Origin of the sequence: Hydrogenophaga sp. (genome assembly GCF_030158645.1) — a bacterium.
Lineage (GTDB): Bacteria > Pseudomonadota > Gammaproteobacteria > Burkholderiales > Burkholderiaceae_C > Hydrogenophaga.
On record NZ_JAOASO010000006.1, the window covers coordinates 1 to 21858 of the forward strand.

General features: G+C 68.4%; 16 protein-coding genes. 10 read left to right on the plus strand and 6 right to left on the minus strand.

Annotated features, from left to right (window positions below; translation table 11 throughout):
- The 3 genes from Q1W68_RS00210 to Q1W68_RS00220 all read right to left on the minus strand — a co-directional run.
- On the minus strand, positions 1–4762 hold a 4762-nt coding region (locus tag Q1W68_RS00210), incomplete at its 3' end, for a CHASE domain-containing protein (protein WP_300715401.1).
- Positions 4759–5139 (minus strand): response regulator, encoded by a 381-nt coding sequence (locus tag Q1W68_RS00215; RefSeq protein WP_300654128.1) that lies wholly within the window; start codon positions 5137–5139, stop codon positions 4759–4761. The genes Q1W68_RS00215 and Q1W68_RS00210, both read right to left, overlap by 4 nt.
- A 260-nt stretch (positions 5140–5399) precedes the next feature.
- On the minus strand, positions 5400–7061 hold the full coding sequence (locus Q1W68_RS00220; protein WP_300658162.1) for a SulP family inorganic anion transporter: 1662 nt from the start codon (positions 7059–7061) through the stop codon (positions 5400–5402).
- 394 nt (positions 7062–7455) lie between these two features.
- On the opposite strand from Q1W68_RS00220, the gene Q1W68_RS00225 reads away from it, so the two are divergent.
- The 3 genes from Q1W68_RS00225 (at position 7456) to Q1W68_RS00235 (ending at position 12258) form a co-directional block, all read left to right on the plus strand.
- Entirely contained in the window at positions 7456–8991 is a 1536-nt protein-coding gene (locus Q1W68_RS00225) for a BCCT family transporter (protein ID WP_300658161.1), read from the plus strand.
- Positions 8988–9665, plus strand: a complete 678-nt coding sequence (locus Q1W68_RS00230) for a MarC family protein (RefSeq protein WP_300658160.1) — start codon at positions 8988–8990, stop codon at positions 9663–9665. Before Q1W68_RS00225 ends, Q1W68_RS00230 begins: the two co-directional genes overlap by 4 nt.
- 124 nt (positions 9666–9789) lie before the next feature.
- A complete protein-coding gene (locus Q1W68_RS00235) occupies positions 9790–12258 on the plus strand; it encodes an ATP-binding protein (protein WP_300658159.1) in 2469 nt (822 codons plus the stop codon).
- Positions 12259–12274: 16 nt separating this feature from the next.
- On the opposite strand, the gene Q1W68_RS00240 is transcribed toward Q1W68_RS00235, so the two are convergent.
- Together Q1W68_RS00240 and Q1W68_RS00245 are read right to left on the minus strand one after the other, a co-directional pair.
- Complete coding sequence (locus tag Q1W68_RS00240; protein ID WP_300650020.1) at positions 12275–12574, minus strand: hypothetical protein; 300 nt, start codon at positions 12572–12574, stop codon at positions 12275–12277.
- Positions 12575–12624: 50 nt separating this feature from the next.
- Positions 12625–13623: a sodium-dependent bicarbonate transport family permease gene (locus tag Q1W68_RS00245; RefSeq protein ID WP_300650018.1), complete on the minus strand. Its 999-nt coding sequence runs from the start codon at positions 13621–13623 to the stop codon at positions 12625–12627.
- Positions 13624–13695: 72 nt separating this feature from the next.
- On the opposite strand from Q1W68_RS00245, the gene Q1W68_RS00250 reads away from it, so the two are divergent.
- Entirely contained in the window at positions 13696–14655 is a 960-nt protein-coding gene (locus tag Q1W68_RS00250; protein ID WP_300650016.1) for a LysR family transcriptional regulator, read from the plus strand.
- Here the strand turns inward: Q1W68_RS00250 and Q1W68_RS00255 are convergent.
- Positions 14604–15704 (minus strand): patatin-like phospholipase family protein, encoded by a 1101-nt coding sequence (locus Q1W68_RS00255; RefSeq protein WP_300715402.1) that lies wholly within the window; start codon positions 15702–15704, stop codon positions 14604–14606. The genes Q1W68_RS00250 and Q1W68_RS00255 overlap by 52 nt on opposite strands.
- Positions 15705–15799: 95 nt before the next feature.
- Between Q1W68_RS00255 and dinG the strand changes: the two genes are divergently transcribed.
- The 6 genes from dinG to Q1W68_RS00285 all read left to right on the plus strand — a co-directional run bounded on the left by dinG (position 15800) and on the right by Q1W68_RS00285 (position 21674).
- Positions 15800–18118: an ATP-dependent DNA helicase DinG gene (dinG, locus tag Q1W68_RS00260; protein ID WP_300715403.1), complete on the plus strand. Its 2319-nt coding sequence runs from the start codon at positions 15800–15802 to the stop codon at positions 18116–18118.
- A 27-nt stretch (positions 18119–18145) separates the two neighbouring features.
- Positions 18146–18616 (plus strand): CopD family protein, encoded by a 471-nt coding sequence (locus tag Q1W68_RS00265; protein ID WP_300650010.1) that lies wholly within the window; start codon positions 18146–18148, stop codon positions 18614–18616.
- Positions 18617–18673: 57 nt separating this feature from the next.
- A complete protein-coding gene (locus Q1W68_RS00270; protein WP_300650008.1) occupies positions 18674–18964 on the plus strand; it encodes a BrnT family toxin in 291 nt (96 codons plus the stop codon).
- Positions 18965–18995: 31 nt separating this feature from the next.
- Positions 18996–19262, plus strand: a complete 267-nt coding sequence (locus Q1W68_RS00275) for a BrnA antitoxin family protein (RefSeq protein ID WP_300650006.1) — start codon at positions 18996–18998, stop codon at positions 19260–19262.
- Between the two features lie 214 nt (positions 19263–19476).
- Positions 19477–20028 carry a twin-arginine translocation signal domain-containing protein gene (locus Q1W68_RS00280; protein WP_300650026.1) on the plus strand — a complete coding sequence of 184 codons (552 nt, stop codon included), beginning with the start codon at positions 19477–19479 and terminating at the stop codon, positions 20026–20028.
- A 77-nt stretch (positions 20029–20105) separates the two neighbouring features.
- Complete coding sequence (locus Q1W68_RS00285; protein ID WP_300715404.1) at positions 20106–21674, plus strand: GMC family oxidoreductase; 1569 nt, start codon at positions 20106–20108, stop codon at positions 21672–21674.
- Positions 21675–21858: the final 184 nt, after the last annotated feature.

A 21858-nucleotide genomic window follows, 5' to 3' on the forward strand; every position in this document is an offset into this window, starting at 1 on the left:
CGGCCCCCAGCGTGCCGGCACTGCCGCGCAGCTTGTGCAAGCGCCTGGCCAGGGCCTGTTGCGCCGTGCCGGTCTCGGGCAGGGCCAGGCCGGGCGTGGCGAGGTCGCCAAACTCGCCGAGCAGGCGGTCCATCAGTTTCAGCCAGAGCGCCAGATCGCCCCCCAGGCGTTCTTGCGCCTGGGCGCTGTCCACGCCGGGGATGGCTGGCCAGGTGCTGGCGGGCGCCAGGGGCGAGGCGGGCGAGGCGGGTGTGGAGGGCATGTCGGGCGCCGGTGCGACCGAGCCCCGCGCCTGGTCGACGCACCCGCGCACCATGCGCACCAGCCGCTCGGGGTCCAGTGGCTTGGTCAGGAAGCCGTTCATCCCCGCCTCCATCGCGTGCTGGCGCTCTTCGGCCAGCGCACCCGCCGTGAGCGCGATCACGGGCAGGTTCGTCAGGCCCAGCTCGGCGCGCACGCGCCGTGTGGCCTCCAGGCCGTCCATGTCGGGCATTTGCAGGTCCATCAGCACCGCGTCGAACGCATCGGGTGCGGCGCGCAGGGCCTCCAGCGCTTCGCGCCCGGTGCGCGCCAGGCACACCCGGGCGCCTTCGCGCCCGAGCAGGCCGGCGGCCACCTCCAGGTTGATCTCGCTGTCGTCCACCAGCAGCAGGTTGAGGTGGTGCAGCGCCTGCCCGGGCCGCGCCAGCGGTGGCGCGTCGTCGCGCGCGGCGGCGCGCAGGGCCTGCAGCGTGTCGTCGGACGGGCGCTGCAACACCAGCTCGAACCAGAACTCGCTGCCCTGGCCCGGTTCGCTGTGCAGCCCCACCTCGCCACCCATCATCCGGGTGAGCTGGCGCACGATCGACAGGCCCAGGCCGGTGCCGCTGAAGCGGCGGGTGGACGAGGTGTCGGCCTGGGTGAACGGCGTGAACAGCCGGGCCTGCGTGTCGGTGTCGATGCCGTTGCCGGTGTCGCGCACCAAGCCGCGCAGGCGCACCTGGGTGCCGTCCACCGACACCGCGTCCAGCCCGACCTGCACATGGCCCGCCTGGGTGAATTTGAGCGCGTTGCCGATCAGGTTGGTGAAGATCTGGCGCACGCGCTGGGCGTCGCCCATCAGCACGCGCGGCACGTCGGGTGACACGGTGATGGCATAGGCGATGCCGGCGGCCTCGGCCTGGGGGCGGAACAGGGCGTCCATCTCGCCCAGCACGTCTTGCGGGCTGAACGGCTGGTGGTCCAGATCGAGGCCGCCGGCCTCGATCTTGGCCAGGTCGAGCACATCGTTGACCAGCCCCAGCAGCGCGCGGCTGGCCACCTGCGATTTCGACAGCAGTTGTGCCTGGTACGGGGTCAGCGGGGTGTCGCCCAGCAGGTGGGTCATGCCGATCATGGCGTTGAGCGGGGTGCGGATCTCGTGGCTCATGTTGGCCAGGAATTCGCCTTTGATGCGCGAGGCCTCCTGTGCCTTCTCCTTGGCCTGGACCAGATCGGTGATGTCGATGCGAAAACCCACCGTGTGGCCGTCGGCCATGCGGCGTTCGATGATGCGGAGGGTCCGGCCGTTGGCGAGTTGTTGCACGAGTTCGGTGTGGCCGCTGCGGTGCGCAGCCATGCGCTCGGCGACCCATTCGTCCACCCGGCCGATCGCGGCCACATAGTCCCCCAGTTCGGCGCCGGCGCGCACGATGGATTCGAAGGTCGCCCCCGGCACCATGAGGTGCGCGACGCGGGGGTAGACCTCGCGGTATTTCTCGTTGCAAAACACCAGCCGCTCGTCCGGGTCGTACAGCACGAAGGCCTCGTCCACCGTGTCGATGGCGCCGCGCAGCAAGGCCTCGCTGCGGGTGGTGTTTTCCTGCGCCTGTTTGCTGGCCGAGATGTCCTGGTGCGTGCCGTACATCCACTCGGGCAGGCCATCGGCGGTCCAGGTCCGGACCTTGCCCCGGTCGAGCACCCAGACCCAGTGACCGTCGCGGTGCCGCATGCGGGCTTCGCATTCGTAGAGATCGCTCTCGCCCCGGAAGTGGGCTTGCAGGCGCTGCCCCGATTCGGCCAGATCGTCGGGGTGGGCGAAGCGCATCCAGGTGTCGATGGTGGTCGCACCCAGTTCGTCCAGCGTGTGTCCAATGATGCCGGCCCAGCGCTCGTTGAAACGGGTCTCCCCGGTCTGCACGTTCCACTCCCAGGTGCCGGCGTCGGTGCCCAGCAAGATGTTCTCGAGCCGGTCGTGCTCATCGGCCAGTGCGGCGGTGCGCTCCTGGACTTCGTGCTCCAACCCATCCTTGAGTTCGACCACCTTGCGTTGGGCGGCGCGTTCGGCGGTGATGTCGCGCGCAATGACCGACGCGCCCACCGATTCGCCGAATTCGTTGTCCAGGCGCGAGAGCGTCAGGGCCACCAGCACGGCCTGGCCATCGCGGGTCTGTCGCCACAATTCCAGCGGGGCGGCGTCCTGCGCACTCGGCAGGGAACCCATGGCCGGCTCCTTCTGCCCGGGCGGCATGGTCAGGGTGTCGAGGTCCTGACCGAGCGCCTCGTCGGCGGTGTGGCCAAAGAGCTGTGTGGCGCCCCGGTTCCACGAGGTCACGCGGCCTTCGGTGTCCAGGCCCACGATGGCGTCGGGCGACTGGTCGACGATGGCGGCGATCCGCAAGCGGTCGCCGCGCGCCTGCAGGTTGCGCTGCACACCCACCCAGTACAGGTAGAGCATCAGCGCGCCCAGGCCGCCCGCGGCCAGCAAGGGTGGCACGCCCGCCCGGGCGCTGGCCAGGGCGGCGGCGCTCAGGTCGCTGTCTTGTCGCAGGGCGGTGTAGCGCAGCAGGCCGCTGGTCGAGTCCGGGTTGCCCCGCACGATCGACTCGGCCGCCATGGCCACGCCGGCCGATCCCCGCCACCAGTCGGCACGGCCCACACTGAAGTCCACCGGGGGTTGTGCGGGCAGGAACTCGTCGCTCCAGCGGTGGCGCTGCCCGAGGTCAAAACCGTAGGTGCGCGAGGGATCGGGGTGGGCCAGAAAGTCCCCCTGCGCATTGGTCACGAAGATCTGCGGTCGGGGTCCGCTGCTGGCCGTCAAGACGCCCAGGCGTCCCGTCAGGTCGACGTTGATCACGATCACGCCGAACACCTGGCCGGTGCTGTCGTGCACCGGTGTGGCGTAGCGGATCGTGGGACGGTGGGGCAGCTCGACCTGGCCGTGCTCGCGGTTGAGGTTGACGTCGGAGACGTACACATTGCCCTCGCCCACGCGGAGGGCTTCGAGGAAGTACTCGGTGTCGCCCTTCTGTTGCAATTGGTGCTGCGGTGTGAGCACCACCTGGTTGCCCTGGCGTTCCAGGCGCACGAGTTCGCGGCCGCCGTCGGCCACACCAATGAACCGCACCTGGTAGGGCTCGGGCGTGGCGGTGAGGTAGGCCGAAAAAATCTGCACCATCCGCTGGCGCCACTGGGTTTCGGTGGACCCTCCCTGTCGGTCCACACCCCCTTGTTCGATCGCCCGCACCAGGCCCTTGATCGGTGGCGTGTTGGCGAGAAACAGCAGGCTGCGCCGTCGCTCGGCGTATTTGTTTTCGGCGGTTCGGGCCAGGGTGTCCACCGCCAGCTGCAGCGACTGTTCGGCCTGCTGGTGTTGCAACTCGAGTTGCTGGCGGTAGTTGAAGCCCACCAGCAGCAGTCCCACCAGACCGAACCCCAGCCCGGCCCGCAGCGCCAGGGGGCTGCGCAGGAAGGCGGTGGGCGTGACGGCCTGCCGGTCCAGCCGCCAGCGCGTCGGCGGCGCCGGTGCTGGCTGGCTCGCGAGTGCCCGGCGCTCCAGCCACAGGGACAGGCCCGCTGCCAGCAGGCTGCTGAGGGCCACACCCGCCAGCACGGCCAGGCTGGGGGGGAAGCCACGGGTCGTCTCTTCGAGCGCCGGCAACGCGCGGACCTGCATGACCCACTCGCGGCCTTGCACGTTCAAGGGGCGGGTGGTGCTGGCGCGGGCCTGCGGCGCCGGCTGCGATTCAAAAAATGCCCGTTGATCACTGCTGTCGGTCAGGGACAGGGCCACCTCGCGCAGGTTGCTGCCCAGGTCGGCCAGCACCTCGTCCGCCACGAGGGGGGCATAGGTCCATCCCAGGGTGGCGGCCTCGCGAAGCGACGGCGCTGGCGAGGGCTGGTTGTCGCGGTACACCGGCAGCAGCAGCAAAAAGCCCCGCCCGGCCCGCCCGCTGGTCTGCACCAGCGTGATGGGCGCGGTCAGCCGGGCCTGGGCGTCGCGCGCCGCCGCGCGTGCGGCTTCCCGGCGGTTGGCTTCGGAGGCAATGTCCAGGCCGACCGCGCCCAGGTTGGCTTCCTGCGGGTAGATGTACTGGATGACGAAACGGTCTTGCGCATGCGTCTGCAGTTCGCGGATGCTGAAATCGGCCGGGCCCTCCGCGCGTGCGCGCGCCAGGAAAGCGGCTTCGTCGGCCCGCTCCACGCGGCGGATGAAACCAAAGCCCCGCGCGCCCGGGAATTCGAGGGCGGTGTCGCGGCTGTCCGCATAGGCCTTGAACTGCTGGCGTGTGACCGCCGTCCCGCCTGCCACGGCCACCGCGCCGCGAGCCCCCCTGAGGGCATGTTCGTACAGGGCAAAGCGCTGCTGGATTTGCGCGGCCAGTTCGTTGGCGGCGGCCTCCGTGCGCTCCTGCAGCAGGTGCTGGTTGTTCTGCTGCACCAGCCAGCCGGCCAGTGCGCTGAACAGCAGGCCGACACACCACAGCGCCAGGGCCCGCCGGCGGTGTGACGGGGCCTGGTTCATCGCGGGCCGATCAGGCGCACGAGCCCGGCGGCGGTGTCCTTGTCCAGGGGTTTTCTCACGAAGCCCCGCACGCTGGCGTGCAGCGCGGCGCGGCGGTGATCGGCTGGGTCGGAGGAAGAAGAGAGCATCACCACCACCGCGTCTCCGCGCTGGGCGGCCGGCAGCGCCTCGAACGCCTGCAGGAACGCGAAGCCGTCCATGACCGGCATGTTGATGTCGAGCAGGATCAGGTCGGTGCCGTGTGCCTCGTCGGTGCACAGCATGGTGAGGGCATCCTGTGCCCGCTCGAAGGCACGGATCTCGTAAGCGACTCCACTGCGCTCCAGGGCGATGCGGGTGAACAGCAGGTCGTTTTCGTTGTCATCGATCGTCAACACGCGGCAGCTCATCGGGGCTCCAGACAGCATTCTCTTTTTTTGTTCAACCCTGACTTCGCTGCCCGGTTGGCCGACCGGTCGATGTTCACCGCCGGGGCTTAAGCCCGGCTGACACCTCCGTGTGCATGCCAACAGCAACACGGGCTATTGGATCGCAGCCGCCCGACGCTGTCACGTTCCTGGTGCAGGGTTACCACAGGACTTGTCACGTTATCGGCATAAACCCCACGTTTCTTGATCCCGCGGCGCGCACGGGTGGCTCAGGCGGTCGCTGGCGCCAGCGCACCGGCGGCGCGCAACGCCTCGGCTTCGGTGCGGTAGAGGTGCAGGCGCGGACCGGCGTTCAGGTGCCCGGCGCGCTGCAACACCGCCTCCACCGGCAGCTTGATGCCCACCAGGTGCAGGTCGATGTGCCGTTCTTCGAGGTGCTCGCGCAGGCGGCCGAAGGCCTCGGCGCCGGTGGCATCGATCCAGTTGATCGGGTGCGCGATCCACATCACATGGCGGGTGCCGGGGTGCGCTGCGATGTGCTCGGCGATCGCGCGCTCGAAGCCGTTGGCGGTGGCGAAATCGAGCGCGGCGTCCATGCGCAGCGCATACAGGTGGGGCGCCAGCGGCGGCAGCAGCCAGAGGTGGCGGTCGCGCAGGCTCCCGTCGGGGTGCAGGCCCACCTCGATGATGCGGGGGTGCAGCCGCAGGTACAGAAAATGGGAGAGTGCCATCAACACGCCCGCCAGCACGCCCCAGTACAGGCGGGGTGCGGCGAGCAGCGTGACCGCAAAAGTCATGCCGGCAATGCACGCCTCCACCCGCGAGACCGACCACAGGTGCACGAAGGCGCGCGGCTTGATCAAGCCCAGGATGGCCACCAGCACGATGGACGCGAGCACCGCCATCGGCACATGGCGCAGCAGCGGCGTGAGCACCAGCAGCGCCACCAGCACCACCACCACCGAGAACACCGTGGCCCAGCCGGTGCGGGCGCCGGCGTAGAGGTTGAGCGCCGAGCGCGAGAACGACGAACTGGTGGGAAAGGCGCCGCTGAAGGCCGAGGCCAGCTTGGCCAGGCCCTGGCCGATCAGGTCCTGGTCCTGGTCCCAGCGCTGACCACGCTGGCCGCTCTCCACCTTGGCGCTGGACGCGGTTTCCAGAAAACTCACCAGCGTGATCACGAGCGTGGGCAGCACCAGCTGGCCCAGCACGCTCCAGCCCGGCCAGCCGGGCAGGTAGGGCGTGGGCAGGCCTTGCGGCAAGGCACCCACCACGTCGCCACCACCGGCCTCAAAGCCGGTGAAGTGGCTGATGGCGGCGCTGGCCACCACCACCGCGAGCACGGTGGGAAAGCCCGGGCGCCAACGGCGCGCGAGCACGAGCGCGCCCAGGCTGCCCAGGCCGAAGGCGAGCGAGGGCAGGTGCACCTGCGCCGGCCAGGCGAGGCTGTCCCAGGCCCCCAGCCCGAGCAGGGCGGGCAGCTGCGAGGCGATGATGAGCACCGCTGCGGCCTGGGTGAAGGCCATGAGCACCGGCGAGTTCACCAGGTTGAGCAGCCAGCCGAAACGTGCAAAGCCCAGCGCGATCTGCAGCAGCCCGCTGAGCAACGCGAGCCACACGGCGAGTGCGATCCACTGCGCGCTGCCGGGCTCGGCCAGGCCGCTGAGCGAGGCGCTGATGAGCAGGCAGGTGAGCGCGGTGGGACCGACCGACAGGCGCACCGACGAACTGAAGAGCACCGCGATCAGCGCGGGCAGCAGCGAGGCGTAGATGCCGGTGATCAGCGGCATGCCCGCCAGCGCGGCGTAGGCCACGCCCTGCGGCACCACCATCAACCCGACCGTGAGGCCGGCCAGCGCCTCGCCGCGCAGCAGGGCGGCGTCGGGGCGCGGCCAGTTGAGAAAGGGCAGGACTTTGTTCGCACGGGACATGCGGGGATGCTACGGCAGGACCCTGGGTCGTCGTGCCGCGGGTGCGAGGTGTCTGCTTTGGGCCCACGCGTGCCGCCCACATTGGACCCAAGGGTTTGCACCAACCGGGGGACAATGTGGGCCCTCACCGACGGCACGGCCGGCGCTCCTTCATGGCGCTGGCGGTGCCGGCCCTTGCTGACAGCCCCGCAGCGACACGACCCCCGCCGGTCCATGTTCCAGCGCCCTCTCGGGGTGCTGACGGGAGTCCCTGACACATCGGGCCACCGCCGCCGTCGCACGCTTCCCCGTCTCCTGCTTGTGCAGTGGCCACACCTTGCGTGTGCGGCCAGACAGACCCTTTCCACGTCGCGGCGTACACCGGCGCGAACACCATCACTGGAGGACATTTCCCATGCAACTCATCGTCTCGGCCGGGCTCATCCTGGCCATCGTCCTGTGGGGCGTGATCGCCCCCGCATCGCTGGGCGGGGTGTTCGACACGCTGCTGGCCGTCATCACGCGCGACTTCGGCTGGCTCTACCTGTGGGTGGTGCTGGGCCTGGTGGTGCTGGCGATGGTGCTGGCCTTCAGCCGCTATGGCGATCTGAAGCTCGGCGCGGAAGACGATGAGCCGGAGTTCTCGGTCGGGTCGTGGTTCGCCATGTTGTTCGCCGCCGGCATGGGCATCGGCCTGGTGTTCTGGGGGGTGGCCGAGCCGATCTCGCATTACGGCGCGCCACCGCCCGGCATCGCGCCCAACACGCCCGAGGCGGCCAACGCCGCCATGCGCTACAGCTTCTTCCATTGGGGCCTGCACCCCTGGGCGGTCTACAGCATGGTGGCGCTGGCCATCGCGTTCTTCCAGTTCCGCCGGGGCGGCTCCGCCCTGGTGAGCACGGCGGTGGAATCGCTGCCGTGGGCACCGCTCAAGAAGCTCGGGCCGGTGGTCAACGTGCTGGCCGTGATCGCCACCGCGTTCGGTGTGGCCGCTTCGCTGGGCATGGGTGCGCTGCAGATCAACAGCGGCCTGAATGCGCTGATGGGTTTGCCGGTGAGCGAGTCCTCGCAGGTGGGCATCATCGTGGTGACCACGGTGCTGTTCCTGGCCTCGGCCGTCACGGGCGTCACCCAGGGCATCAAGTGGCTCTCCAACATCAACCTGGTGCTCGCCGCGCTGCTCACGCTGGCCATCTTCGTGATGGGGCCGACGGTGGCCATCATCGACACCTTCACCAGCACGCTGGGCAGTTACGTGAGCGAGTTCGTTCGCATGAGCCTGCGCATGACGCCGTTCCGCGACAGCGGCTGGGTCAGCGGCTGGACGGTTTTCTACTGGGCCTGGTGGGTGAGCTGGTCGCCGTTCGTGGGCCTGTTCATCGCGCGCGTGTCGCGCGGTCGCACCATCCGCGAATTCATCCTGGGCACGGTGCTGGCGCCCACGCTGGCCGCCTTTGTGTGGTTCTCGGTGTTCGGCGGGACCGCGCTCAACCAGGAAATCATGCAGGGCCTGCCGATGGCCGAGGCCGTGGGTGCCGATGTGTCCACCGCCATGTTTGCCATGTTTGAAGCCCTGCCCATGAGCGGCCTGCTCAGCGGCGTGGCCACCATCCTGGTGCTGGTGTTCTTCGTCACCTCGGGCGATTCGGCCACGCTGGTGCTGGGCATGATGAGCACCGGCGGCCAGGCCAACCCGAGCGCGCGCGTGAAGATCGTCTGGGGCCTGCTGGTCTCGGGCATCGCCATCAGCCTGCTGCTGGCCGGTGGTGTGAAGGCGGTGCAGACCGCCACCATCGTCTTCGCCCTGCCGTTCACGCTGGTGATCGTGCTCATGGCCGTGGCGCTGTGGCGCGGCGTGCGCGCCGACTGGGACGACGAGCAGCAACGCGACAAGGCCTTGCGCCGGCGCATGAAGAGCCTGCTCGAACAGCCGCAGCCGCCCGCGGCATGACCGCCGAGTTGCTGCTGGCGGTGGGCAAGAGCTACCTGTTCGTGTTCGCCGCCATCCTGCCCATCTTGAACCCGGCGGCCACCGCGCCGATCTTCCTCGGCCTCACCGAGGGCGCCTCGCCCAGCACGCGCGCGCTGCTGGCGCGGCGCATCGCGCGCAACATGTTCGCGCTCATGGTGGGCTCGATGCTGGTGGGCTCCTACGTGCTGGAGTTCTTCGGCATCTCGTTGCCCATCGTGCGGGTGGGCGGTGGGCTGATCGTGGCCGCGGCCGCATGGCGGCTGCTCAACGCCGCCCACGCCAGCGACGACCGCCGCACCGTGCTGGCCGAGTCGTTCACGCCCGAGCAGGCGCGCCGCCAGGCCTTCTACCCGCTGACCTTTCCCATCAGCTGCGGGCCGGGCTCGATCGCGGCGGCCATCACCGTGGGGGTGGCGCTGAACGACACGCGCCTGGCGCTGTCGTTGGCGCGCATGGGTGGCGGGGTGCTGGCCCTGCTCACCATCGGCCTGCTGCTGTACCTGGCGTTTCGCTACGCCCAGCAGCTCCTCAAGCCGCTGGGCGAGGCCGGCAGCGTGATCTTTTTGCGCCTCTCGGCCTTCATCCTGCTGTGCCTGGGCGTGCAGATTGTCTGGGACGGGCTGAGCGAGCTGCTGAAAGGGCTGCTGAAATAGGGTGAATCCGCTGCGCAAGTGGGAGCCCCACGGGGTATATTTTTGAAACATTGGCAACCGCCGATGAACCTCCCTGGCTGCCCATGACTCTCCGCGTTCAACACGCCGTGTCGACCCGCTCAGCGTGCGAGCCCGCCGCGTGAGCAACCGTGCGCGCTTCATCCCGCTGCTGGTGGCGCTGTTCACGGTGCTGGCGGCGGCGTTCCTGTGGTGGCAGTCCGCGCGATCCCAGGCCCTGCTGGAGCAGCAGGTGCTGCTGCAGGCGGAAAAGCGCAGCGTCCTTCTGGCGGATGCCATGGGCGGACAGGTCAGTGGCCTGATCACGGCGCTGGATCTGCAGTTGCGCGATCTTCGCCGCGTGTGGTTGCGCGACCCGGGGGGGTTCAACGAGGTTGCGCTGGGGGCCATCCAGGCCCTGCCACGCGGTTTCGTCACCCACATCTCGGTGGCCAATGCCGACGGCCATGTGATTCACGACACCCAGGAAGGCAAGGCCAGCGCGTTCATCGGCGATCAGGCGCATTTCCAGGACCAGCGCCAGGCGGCGACCGACGATCGCCTCGTGATCGGCCAACCGGTGAAGTCGCCCATGGTCGATGGCTGGGAGGTGGTGGTCAGCCGCGCGATTCTGCTGGAAGGGCGCTTTGTGGGCTCGGTGCAGATGATGGTTTCCGCGGCTTTCATTGCGCGCAGGCTCGGCGCCCTGCAACTCTCCGAGCAAGACGTGGTGTCCCTGATCTTGCCGGATGGAACCTTTCTCGCCCGCAGCCTGGACCACGAGGCGGCCATGGGCACCCGTGTGCCGGTGGAGCGGGAGTTCCTGACCCAGACCAACTCGCGCAGTGGCAGCTTTCGCACCGAAGGGCTGGTCGACGGTGTTGCCCGCACCTACGGCTGGTACCGCCTGAATGCCTCGGGTCTGGTGGTGGCCATCGGCATCGCCGATCAGGCGGTGCTGGCGCCCTTGGTGCCCGCCTTGCAGAGCAGCCGCCGGGTGACGGCGGCGCTCATCGCGCTGCTGCTGGTGAGCGGGGGGCTGATCATGGCGCTGCTGATGCACCTGGGCCGCAAGGCCTCGGCGCTGGAGGCCAGCGAGGTGTTGCGCCTGCGGCAGTTCGAGAGCTCGCCGCTGGCGATGCTGGTGATGGACGCCGAGACCTACCGGTTTGTCGACTGCAACGCAGCCGCCCTGCGCATCTACGGCTACCCGACGCGGGAGGCCTTGCTGGAGGCGACGCCCATGGACCTCTCGGCCAAGACGCAGGAAGACGGCGAATCGTCGGTGAAGAGAGGCTTTGCGTTTGTCGAGCAAACCAGGCGCTCCGGTGCGGTGGTGTTCGAGTGGCGCCACAAGCGGCCCGATGGCACGTGCTGGGACGGTGAAGGCCACCTCATGGCGTTTGAGCTCGGTGGGCGCCCGCTGATGCAGTTCACCATGCAGGACATCACCCTGCGAAAGCAATCCGAGGCGGTGTTGCAGGACAGCGAGGCCCGCCTCAAAGAGGCCCAGCGCCTGGCGCGCGTGGGCAGCTGGAAGCGCGAACTGCCGTCCAACGAGCTGAGCTGGACCGATGAAATCTTCCGCATCTTCGAGGTGGACCCCGCCGACGCGCCCACCTACAAGGCCTTCATCACCCGTGTGCACCCCGACGACCGAGCGCTGGTGACCAGTGCCTACCAGCGCTCGTTCAACGCGCGCGAAAACTACGATCTGGTGCACCGCCTGCTCATGGACGATGGACGTGTGAAATACGTGCGGGTCTCGGGCTTCACCGAATTCGACGGCGATGTGGCGCTGCGCAGCGTGGGCACGGTGCAGGACATCACCGAAATGCACAACGCCGAAGAAGCACTCAAGCGCCTGAACGAAGAGCTGGAGCTGCGGGTGGTCGAGCGCACGCGCGAGATGTCGGTGCTCAACCGCGAGCTGGAAGCGTTTGCCTACAGCGTCTCGCACGATCTGCGCACGCCCTTGCGCAGCATCGAAGGCTTCGCCAGCCTCTTGGGAGAAGAGTTCGGTGCCACCCTGACCGCCGAGGCCCGCACCTACGTCAACCGCATCCGCAGCTCATCGCGGCGGATGGGTCGCCTCATTTCCGATCTGCTCGCACTGGCCCACCTGAACCGCACCGAGCTGCGTCTGGAGACGGTGGACCTCACGCGCATGGCGCACTCGATCAGCGCGGAGCTCGCAGCCACCGATCCGGCGCGTGAAGTGCAGTGGCGCATTGACGAGGGCATGCAGGTGTGGGCCGATCGCGGGCTGATGCGGGTGGTGCTGCAGAACCTGCTGGGCAACGCCTGGAAGTACACCGGCCAGACGCGGCACGCGGAGATCGCCTTCACCCACGGCATCCGTCCCGATGGTGCACAGGAGTTTTGCGTGCGCGACAACGGCGCCGGCTTCGACATGGCTTACGCTGACCAGCTCTTCGAGCCCTTCAAGCGATTGCATGCCCACCACGAGTTCGAGGGTTCGGGCGTCGGGCTGGCCACGGTCCACCGTGTGCTGGAGCGCCATGGTGGCGGCGTGCGGGGTCAGGGGGCTGTGGGGCAGGGCGCGATGTTCTGTTTCCACGTACCGGCGCCCTGAGCCAGGGCGCGCTCGCTCAGAGCGGGTCGTGCAGCGCTTTGGAGAGGGCGGCGATGTTGGCCGCGCTGGGCACCTGCGGCTTCATCTCGTCTTCCGCGGCGGTGGCGTTCTCGTGCGCCTGGATGGCGTTGACCATGTCGTACTGCGAATCCCACACCAGGGTCTTGCCGGGTGGGCAGAGGTCGCGCACGGTGCCGAACCAGTAGTAGCCGTCGTTGCCGCCGAAGAGTTTGTCGATGCCGCCCGCGTCGCCCGATTTGAGGCCGTGGGCCGAGAGGATCTGGGTGAGCTTGTGGTGGGAGACGGAATAGGGCATGGCTGAAGCTGTGATCGTGTGGGCCGGCGAGTGTACCGAAACGCACCGGCTCAGCCCAGGACGCGCTGCGCCACACCCACGTACAGCGGAATGCCCACCACGATGTTGAACGGGAAGGTGATGCCCAGCGACATGCCGAAGTACAGCGCGGGCTGCGCTTCGGGGATGGCATGGCGCAGCACCGCCGGCACGGCGATGTAGGAGGCGCTCGCGGCCAGCACCATCAGCAGCGCCGCGTTGCCGGCGTTCACGCCCGCGGCGGCGGCCAGTGCCAGGGCCAGCGCGGCGTGCACCAGCGGCGCCAGCACCGCGTAGGCCAGCAGCCAGACCGGTTTCCCCTTGAGTTCGCCCATGTTGCGTGCGGCCAGCAGGCCCATGTCGAGCAGGAAGAAGGCCAGCATGCCCTTGAACAGGTCGGTGGAGAACGGTGCCATCACTGCTTGCCCCGCTTCGCCCGTGAGCATGCCGATGACCATGGCGCCGAGCAGCAGCAACTGGGCACCGTCGGTGAACGACTCGTGCAGGATCTTGCCCAGCCGGATCGGTGAACCCGTGCCCGCGCCCAGGACGAGCGTGCCGCCGGCGGCTGCACCGACCGCGGCTTGCTGGCGCAGGCTGTTGGCGAACAGCACCGCCATGATGATCGCGGGCGACTCCATCAGGGCCATGGCCGCGGCCATGTGGCCGCCGAACGCGGTGCCCTGGTTCTCCAGGAATTGCACCGCGGTGATGAAGGTGACCGCGCTGACCGACCCGTAGGTGGCGGCGATCGCGGCGGCGTCGAACCCGCTCAGGCGCCGCTTGAGCAGCTGGTAGCTGATGGCCGGGATGACGATGGCCAGCAGCACGGCCAGGCCGAGGGTGGTGGCCACCTCGGGCGTGAGCCCCGATTTCGCCAGGGAAAAGCCGCCCTTGAGGCCCAGCGCCATCAGCAGGTAGAGCGACAGAAAGCGCGAGATCTGGGGCGGGATTTCCAGGTTGGATCTGACGGTGCCGGCGAGCACGCCGAAGACGAAGAACAGGATGGCGGGATCGAGCAAATTGGGCATGGCCGCGATGCTAGGTGGGTTGTTCGATAATGAAAAATCAATTCTCCTGATGGATTGCATCGAGCAAACCCTATGAACTTCACCTTCCGCCAGCTCCGGCTGTTTCTTGCCCTGGCCGAACACAAGAGCATCACGGCCGCGGCGCGGGCCTGCCATGTGACGCAGCCCACGGTGTCGATGCAGCTCAAGGAACTGGCCGACGCGGTGGGCCTGCCGCTGTACGAGCAGATCGGCAAGCGGCTCTTCCTCACCGAGGCCGGCGAGGCGCTGGTGGACACCGCACGCCGGATGGAGGATGAATGGGCCGCGTTCGAACAGCGCATCGACGCCATGAAGGGGCTCACGCGCGGTCGCCTGCGGCTGGCGGTGGTGAGCACGGCCAAATACTTTGTGCCCAGCCTGCTGGGCAGCTTTTGCGACGCGCATCCGGAGGTCGACATCGCGCTGGAGCTGCTCAACCGCGACGCGGTGGTGGAGCGGCTGCGCCACAACCGCGACGACCTCTACATCATGTCGATCCCGCCGCCCGACATCGAGCTGGAGAAACACGCCTTTCTGCCCAACCCGCTGGTGGTGATCGCGTCGGCATCGCACCGCTGGGCGCAGCGGCGCCGGATCGCACTCGCCGATCTGGCGGACGAGCGTTTCATCGTGCGCGAGCGGGGCTCGGGCACGCGCCTGGCCTGCGACGCGCACTTCGCCGCCCAGGGTTTTGCGCCCCGGGTGCGGCTGGAGCTGGGGAGCAACGAGGCCATCAAGGAGGCCGTGGCCGCCGGCATGGGCCTGGCCGTGGTGTCGCGCCACGCCCTGGCGGCGCCGCTGGCCGACGCGCGCCTGGTCGAGCTGCCAGTGGCGGGCTTTCCGGTGCAGTCCAACTGGTGGACGCTTTACCCGCGCGGCAAGCGGCTGTCACCGCTGGCCGCGGTCTTTCTGGAGCACATCGAACACACCGCGCGCACCTGGTACGCGCAGCGTCAGGCTCAGCCCTCCAGCACCCCCGCCAGATCGAAGCTGCTGCGTTCGCCCAGGTGATGTCCGTGGTCGGCCAGCCAGCGGCTGGCCGAGGCGCGGCCCAGCTCGTGGAGCTTGGACAGAAAAGCCCACTGCGTTTCGGTCTTGCTCGCCGCGCCCAGCGGGCTGAGCGATTCGCCACCGTCGATCAGGTGCACACGCAGGTCCTGCACCCGCTTGAACAGGAGCTGGCGGTGGCGCTGGCCCGATCGGCCCTCACCGTCGATCAGCTGCTTGAGCAGCGCAATGCTGCGCATTTCCTTGAGCAGGCTGGCGTTGAAGGTCACCTCGTTGATGCGGTCCAGGATGTCGCTGGCGCGCTTGGGCACCGCTTCGCGCTGCAGCGGGTTGATCTGCACCAGCAGCAGGTCGTCGGCCGGACTGTCGGTGATCAGCGGCAGCAGCGAAGGGTTGCCCGCGTAGCCGCCGTCCCAGTAGGCTTCGCCATCGATCTCCACCGCCTGAAACAAGAGCGGCAGGCAGGCCGAGGCCATGACCATGTCGGCGGTGAGTTCGTGTTGGCCAAACACGCGCAGCTGGCCGGTGCGCACCTGCGTGGCGGCAATGAAGAGCTGCGTCTTGTGGCAGGCGCACACGCGTTTGAAATCCACCGTCTCCAGCAACACATCGCGCAGCGGGTTGAGGTTGAGCGGGTTGAGCTGGTAGGGCGAGAGCTGGCTGCCCAGGGCCGCGTTGAACTGTTTGAACGGCGCCAGCCACGGCGCCATGAGCGCCTGGGCCGGCGCAAACGCGGCGCCCAGCGGGCTGCTCTGCAGGGTGTGGAAGGGCGAGATTTCGGCCACCCGCGTCCAGAACTGGCGCAGCACTCGCTGCGCGCCCGCGCGACCCCCGTCCATGAGCCCGGCGGCCAGCGCCACCGCGTTCATGGCGCCCGCACTGGTGCCGCTGACGGCCGCGATCTCCAGCCACTCTTCTTCGAGCAGGCGGTCGAGCACGCCCCAGGTGAGGGCGCCGTGCGAGCCGCCGCCCTGCAGGGCGAGGTCGATCGGGAGCTTGCCGTTGGCGGTGCGGGGAGCGGGTTTGCGTTTCGTGCGGGATCGGGGTGTCATGGTGGCTTCCGAAGGTCGGTCTTGTGCATTGCACCATGTTCTCGAAGGCCTCTGGTGGTGTCTGGGACAATCGCGCTTTGCCTGTTCGCCACCGCATGTCCACCACCCTCGAGTCGACCGCCGACGAAGCTGCCCTCGGCGCCGCGCTGTCCAGCGGCCCGCTGGCGCGCGAAGCGCTGGCCCTGGCGGCGTTTGACCACGTGGTGGCCCACGCCAGCGGCTACCGCGCCCGGCCGGGCCAGCGCGAGATGGCCGCGCACATCGCGCACACGCTCTCGGGTGTGACGCCGGGCGACGACTCGGTGGCGTCGGACGCGGCCCTGCCCGCACGCGGCATCGCGGTGGTGCAGGCCGGCACCGGCGTGGGCAAGTCGGCGGCTTACGCCTCCACCGTGATCCCGCTGGCCCTGGCGCAGCAAAAGCGCGTGATCATCTCCACCGCCACCGTGGCGCTGCAGGAGCAGCTGATCGCCAAAGACCTGCCGGCCCTGGCCGCCACGCTGCCGCAGCCCTTCAGCTTTGCGCTGGCCAAGGGGCGCGGGCGCTACGTGTGCCGCCTCAAGCTCGACCAGCTCAGCGGCGGCGACGCGGCCAGCGCCGACCTGTTCGAGAGCGACGACGCCCCTGCCGACACCAGCGCCTCCGGTGTGGCCGCGCGCGCCGTGGCCTCGGCGTCTGCCGCCGCGCGCTGGCAGGAGCGCGGCGTGCAATACACCGCCTGGGCCAACGCGCTGGACGGCGGCAGCTGGGACGGCGACCGCGACCGGCTCGACGAACCGCCCGAGGGCAGCCTGTGGAGCCCCGTGGCCGCCGAGCGCCACACCTGCACCGCGCGCCACTGCCCCAGTTACAACAGCTGCAGCTATTACCAGGCGCGAGCCAGGCTGGCGCAAGCCCAGGTGATCGTGGTCAACCACGACCTGCTGCTCTCCACGCTGGGCCTGCACGCGCTGCCCGCACCGCAAGACTGCTACGTGGTGTTCGACGAAGCGCACCACCTGGGTTCGGTGGCGCAGGGCCAGTTCACCGCCTCCATGGACCTCATGCGCAGCAACTGGCTCGACAAGCTGCCGCGCGCGGTGGACGAGGTGGCCGGTGCGCTGGACGCCCGGCCCACGTCGGACGTGGCGCAACTCGCCAAGGATCTCAAAAGCGCGCAGGGTGAGCTGGCGCGCCTGGCCATGCAGCGCATCGGCGCGCTGCCGGCCTGGCTTGATCTCACTGGCCGCACCGCTGGCCGTGCGCCCACACGCAGCGGCTTCAACGACAATGCCCCACCCATCGTCGACCGCTTCGACGGCGGCGCACTGCCGCCCGAATGGACCGAGGTGGTGGCGCAGATGCACGCCAACGCCAGCGCGCTGCTCAAGGTGTTTGAAGCGCTCGCCACACAGCTCAAGGCCAACGCACGCGAGAACCCGGGCGATGCCGCGCGCTGCGCCAAGCTGTACAGCCGACTGGGCGTGCTCGCGCCGCGCCTGCAGAGCGCGCAGGAAACCGCCACGCTGTGGATGCAGGCCCCCACCGACGGCCAGGCGCCGCTGGCCAAGTGGCTGGAGGCCGGCATCCACCACGGCCTCGTCACGCTCACCGCGCACGCCTGCCCGCTGCAGCCCGGCAGCCTGCTGCGCAACCACTTGTGGAACAAGGTGCGCGCGGCGGTGGTCACTTCGGCCTCGCTCGTGACCTGCGGCAACTTCGACCATTTCCTGCACGAGTCGGGCCTGGCCTGGGACGATGCGGTGGCCACGCGCGAGGTGCAGAGCCCGTTCGACCACAAGCGCCAGGGCCGCCTGGTGGTGGTGCAGACCGTGGCCGATCCGAAGGACGTGGAGGGCTACACGCGCGAAATGCTGGCCTCGCTCATGGAAGACCTGCGCGAGGTGAAACGTGGCGCCCTGGTGCTGTTCACCTCGCGTGCGCAGATGCGCCAGGCGCAAGGCCTGCTGGAGCGCGGCGAACACGGCGCGCTGCGCGACCGGGTGCTGGTGCAGGGCGAAGCCTCGCGCACCGTGCTGCTGCGCCGCCACGCCGAGCGCGTCGCCGACGGCGAGGCCTCCATCCTGTTCGGCCTGCAGTCGTTCGGCGAGGGGCTGGACTTGCCCGGCGAGCTGTGCGAATGGGTGTTCATCACCAAGCTGCCGTTTGCTTCACCGAGCGACCCGGTGGGCCAGGCGCGCGCCGACTGGCTCAAGAGCCAGGGCCGCGACCCCTTCAGCGAACTCGTGGTGCCCGCCACCGGTGCGCGCCTGCTGCAGTGGACCGGCCGCGCGCTGCGCAGCGAGACCGACGAAGCCGTGGTGGTCTGCTACGACGCGCGCCTGCTGCGCCAGAGCTACGGCCGGCGCATGCTGCAAGGTTTGCCGCCATACCGCCTGCAACGCCGCGTGGGCGGTGTGCTGTCCGATGTCTGATTTCTCCTCTCCAACGAAAGTGCATCCATGATCTACGCCAGTCTCAAGCTCGTTCACGTCCTGTCCATCGTCCTGTGGATCGGCGGCATGTATTTCGCCCACGCTTTCCTGCGCCCGGCCGTGCAGACGCTGGAACCCCCACTGCGCATCCGCCTGATGCACGACGTGCTCCAACGTTTCTTCACCACCGTGCAGGTGGTGGTCTTGCTGGTGCTGTTCTCGGGCCTGTGGATGATCGGCCGCGTGGCCAAGGAAACGGTGCAGGCCGGCCTGCCGTTCAACATGCCGCTGGGCTGGACCGTGATGGCCACGCTGGGCATCCTGATGATCGTGGTCTTTGGCCACATCCGCTTCGCGCTGTTCAAGCGCCTGAGCCGCGCCGTGAGCGCCAGCGACTGGCCCGCGGGCGGCGCCGCCCTGGCCTCCATCCGCACCTGGGTCGGCGTCAACCTGATCCTGGGCGTGGCCACCATCGCCGCGACGCTGCTGCTGGGTTGAGTGGCCTGTGGGCGCAAAGCCCACGTTGACCAGTTGATTTAATGTAGCTACATTAAAATGCAGTTCGAGTTCGATCCAGCGAAAGACACATCCAACTTCAAGAAGCACGGCCTTTCTCTGGCGCTGGCGTCCTTGTTGGCCTGGGATGACGCCTTGGTCTGGGTCGACGACCGGTTCGACTACGGAGAGTGCCGCATGATTGCCCTGGCCCCGGAGACCGGCATTCTGTATTTCGTGGCGTTTGTGGACCGAGGATCTGTGCGCAGGGTCATCAGTCTGCGCAGGGCCAACCGACGTGAGGTGAAGCACTATGTCCAAAGCGATCAGTCCCAAAACATCCCGCCCTGAAGGGGGCGCTGTCAAACGGCCTGCGGTCCACATGCCCAGCGTGGCAGAAGACAAGGCCATCACGGCGGCGGCGCGCGCCGACAAGGACGCCCAGCCACTCACCCCTGCCCAACTCAAGGCCATGGTGCCCATGAAGGCTTTGCGCGGGCGACCGAAATCGGACAACAAGAAGTTGTTGGTATCTGTTCGTTACAGCCCTGAGGTCGTGGCGTATTTCAAGTCGACGGGTGACGGCTGGCAGTCCCGCATGGACGGGGTGTTGCAGCGGTATGTGCACCGTCATTTGAAACAGGCCTGAGCGCGGCTTGAACAGCCCGGGTTTTCCCTGTAGGTAGCGAGCTACCACCCGCCCGCCGACCGGGCGCGCAATACTGCTTTTCACACCCGCAAGCCCTGCGGGTGCGAGACCCACAAAAGCAGGAGACAACATGCGCGTCATTGCCATCCAGGGGAACGCCCCCGCCGTCGCCACGGCCAGCGCTTGCAACGAAGACGTGGGCGAAGTGCCCAGGATGAACCTGCCGCTGGCGCGGCGCGAGTTCCTCAAGGGATCGGGTGTGCTCATGGGCACGCTGGTCACCGGCAGCTTGCTCGCCAGCCTCGCACCCTCGCCGGTGTGGGCGGTCGAACTCAAGGTGCTCAGCAAGGCCGAGGGCGAGACCCTCATGGCCATGGGCCGTGTGCTCTACCCGCACGACAAACTGCCCGACGCGGTGTACGCCCTGCTGGCCAAGGACCTCGACGCCAAGGCCGCGGGCGACGCCGGCGCGGCGAAGATGCTCAAGGACGGCATCGCCGCCTTGAACCAGGCCGCCAACGGCGACTTCATCAAAGCCGGCAAGGCCAAGAAGCTGCAGGTGGTCAAGGCCATGGAAGGCCAGCCGTTCTTCGGCACCGTGCGCGGCCAGTGCGTGACCTCCCTCTACGACAACGACATGGCCTACGCCACCTTCGGTTACCCCGGCTCGGCCTGGGAGAAGGGCGGCTACATCACGCGCGGCTTCCAGGACCTGAAGTGGTTGCCCGCGCCCACCGCGCAGGCCAGTCCCGCCGCCGATCTCTGATTCCCCCGGCTTACCCCACGAGTTCAACAAGTGGCGACCGGGCCAGTGCGCGCACCGGGACGCTCCAGGAGACACACATGACAACGTTTGCACACAGCGACGACTCGGTCGTCGTCATCATCGGTTCGGGCGCGGGCGGCGGCACGCTGGCCAACGAGTTGTGCCAGAAGGGCATCAAGGTCGTGGTGCTGGAAGCGGGTGCCGCGCAGAGCAATGCCAGCTTCATCAACGACGAGTGGAAATCGTTCAGCCAGCTGGCCTGGCTCGACACGCGCACCACCTCGGGCAGCTGGCGGGTGGCGAAAGACTTTGCCGGTCTGCCGGCCTGGATCTGCAAGACCGTCGGCGGCACCACCACCCACTGGGCAGGTGCTTCGCTGCGTTTCCAGGAGCACGAGTTCCGCACGAAAACGGTCTATGGCGAGATCAAAGGCGCCAACCTGCTCGACTGGCCCATCACGCTCAAAGACCTCGAGCCCTACTACGCCAAGGCCGAAGACAAGATGGGCGTGACGCGCACCAACGGCATTCCCGGTCTGCCGGGCAACAACAACTTCAAGGTGATGTACAACGGCGCCTCCAAGCTCGGCTACAAGGACGTGCACACCGGCAACATGGCCATCAACAGCCAGCCGCGGGACGGTCGGGGCCGCTGCCTGCAGCTGGGTTTCTGCTTCCAGGGCTGCAAGAGCGGCGCCAAGTGGAGCACGCTCTACACCGAGCTGCCCAAGGCCGACGCCACCGGCAACTTCGAGCTGCGCACCGAAGCACACGTGACCCGCATCGAGCACAACCCCGCGGGGAAGGTCACCGGTGTCGTGTACTTCGACAAGGACAAGAAGGAGCAGCGCCAGAAAGCCCGCATTGTCTGCGTGGCGGGCAACGCCATCGAGACGCCGCGCCTGTTGCTGCTGTCGGCGTCGAACATGTTCAAGGACGGTCTGGCCAACAGTTCGGGCCAGGTGGGCCGCAACTACATGCGCCACATGACCGGCTCGGTCTACGCCGCCTTCAAGGAGCCGGTGCACATGTACCGCGGCACCACCATGGCCGGCATCGTGCGCGACGAAGCGCGCCACGACACCAGGCGCGGCTTTGCGGGTGGGTACGAGCTGGAAACCCTGGCGCTGGGCGTGCCCTTCATGGCGGCCTTCCTGAACCCCGGTGGCTGGGGGGCCGACTTTGCCTGGTGGATGGAGCGCTACACCCAGCTCGCCGGCATGTGGCTGGTGGGCGAGGACATGCCGCGCGAGACCAACCGCATGACGCTCAACGAGAAGGTGAAAGACCAGTGGGGCAACTACGTGCCCAACGTGCACTTCGACGACCACGACAACGACATCGCCATGCGCAACCACGCGTTCACCCAGGGCGAGCGCATCTACCAGGCGGCCGGTGCCATCAAAACCTTCCGCACGCCGCCCTACCCGAGCACGCACAACATGGGGACCTGCCGCATGAGTGCGCGCCCGCAGGACGGCGTGTGCAACGCCTGGGGCCAGACGCACGACATTCCCAACCTGTTCATCAGCGACGGCAGCCAGTTCACCACCGGCGGCGCGGAAAACCCCACGCTGACCATTGTTACGCTGGCGATCCGGCAGGCGGACTACATTGCACAGCAGATGACGGCGAGAGCCATATAAAAGGCCCCCACGCTCCCCCGCTGCGCGAGGTCCGCTGCCCCCCGTGGGGGCTGATCCGGCTTGGGGCGGCCCGGCGGCGGAGCTGTGGCCCCCACGCTCCCCCGCTGCGCGAGGTCCGCTGCCCCCCGAGGGGGCTGATCCGGCTTGGGGCGGCCCGGCGCCGGATCGGCTTTCCTTTTTGAGA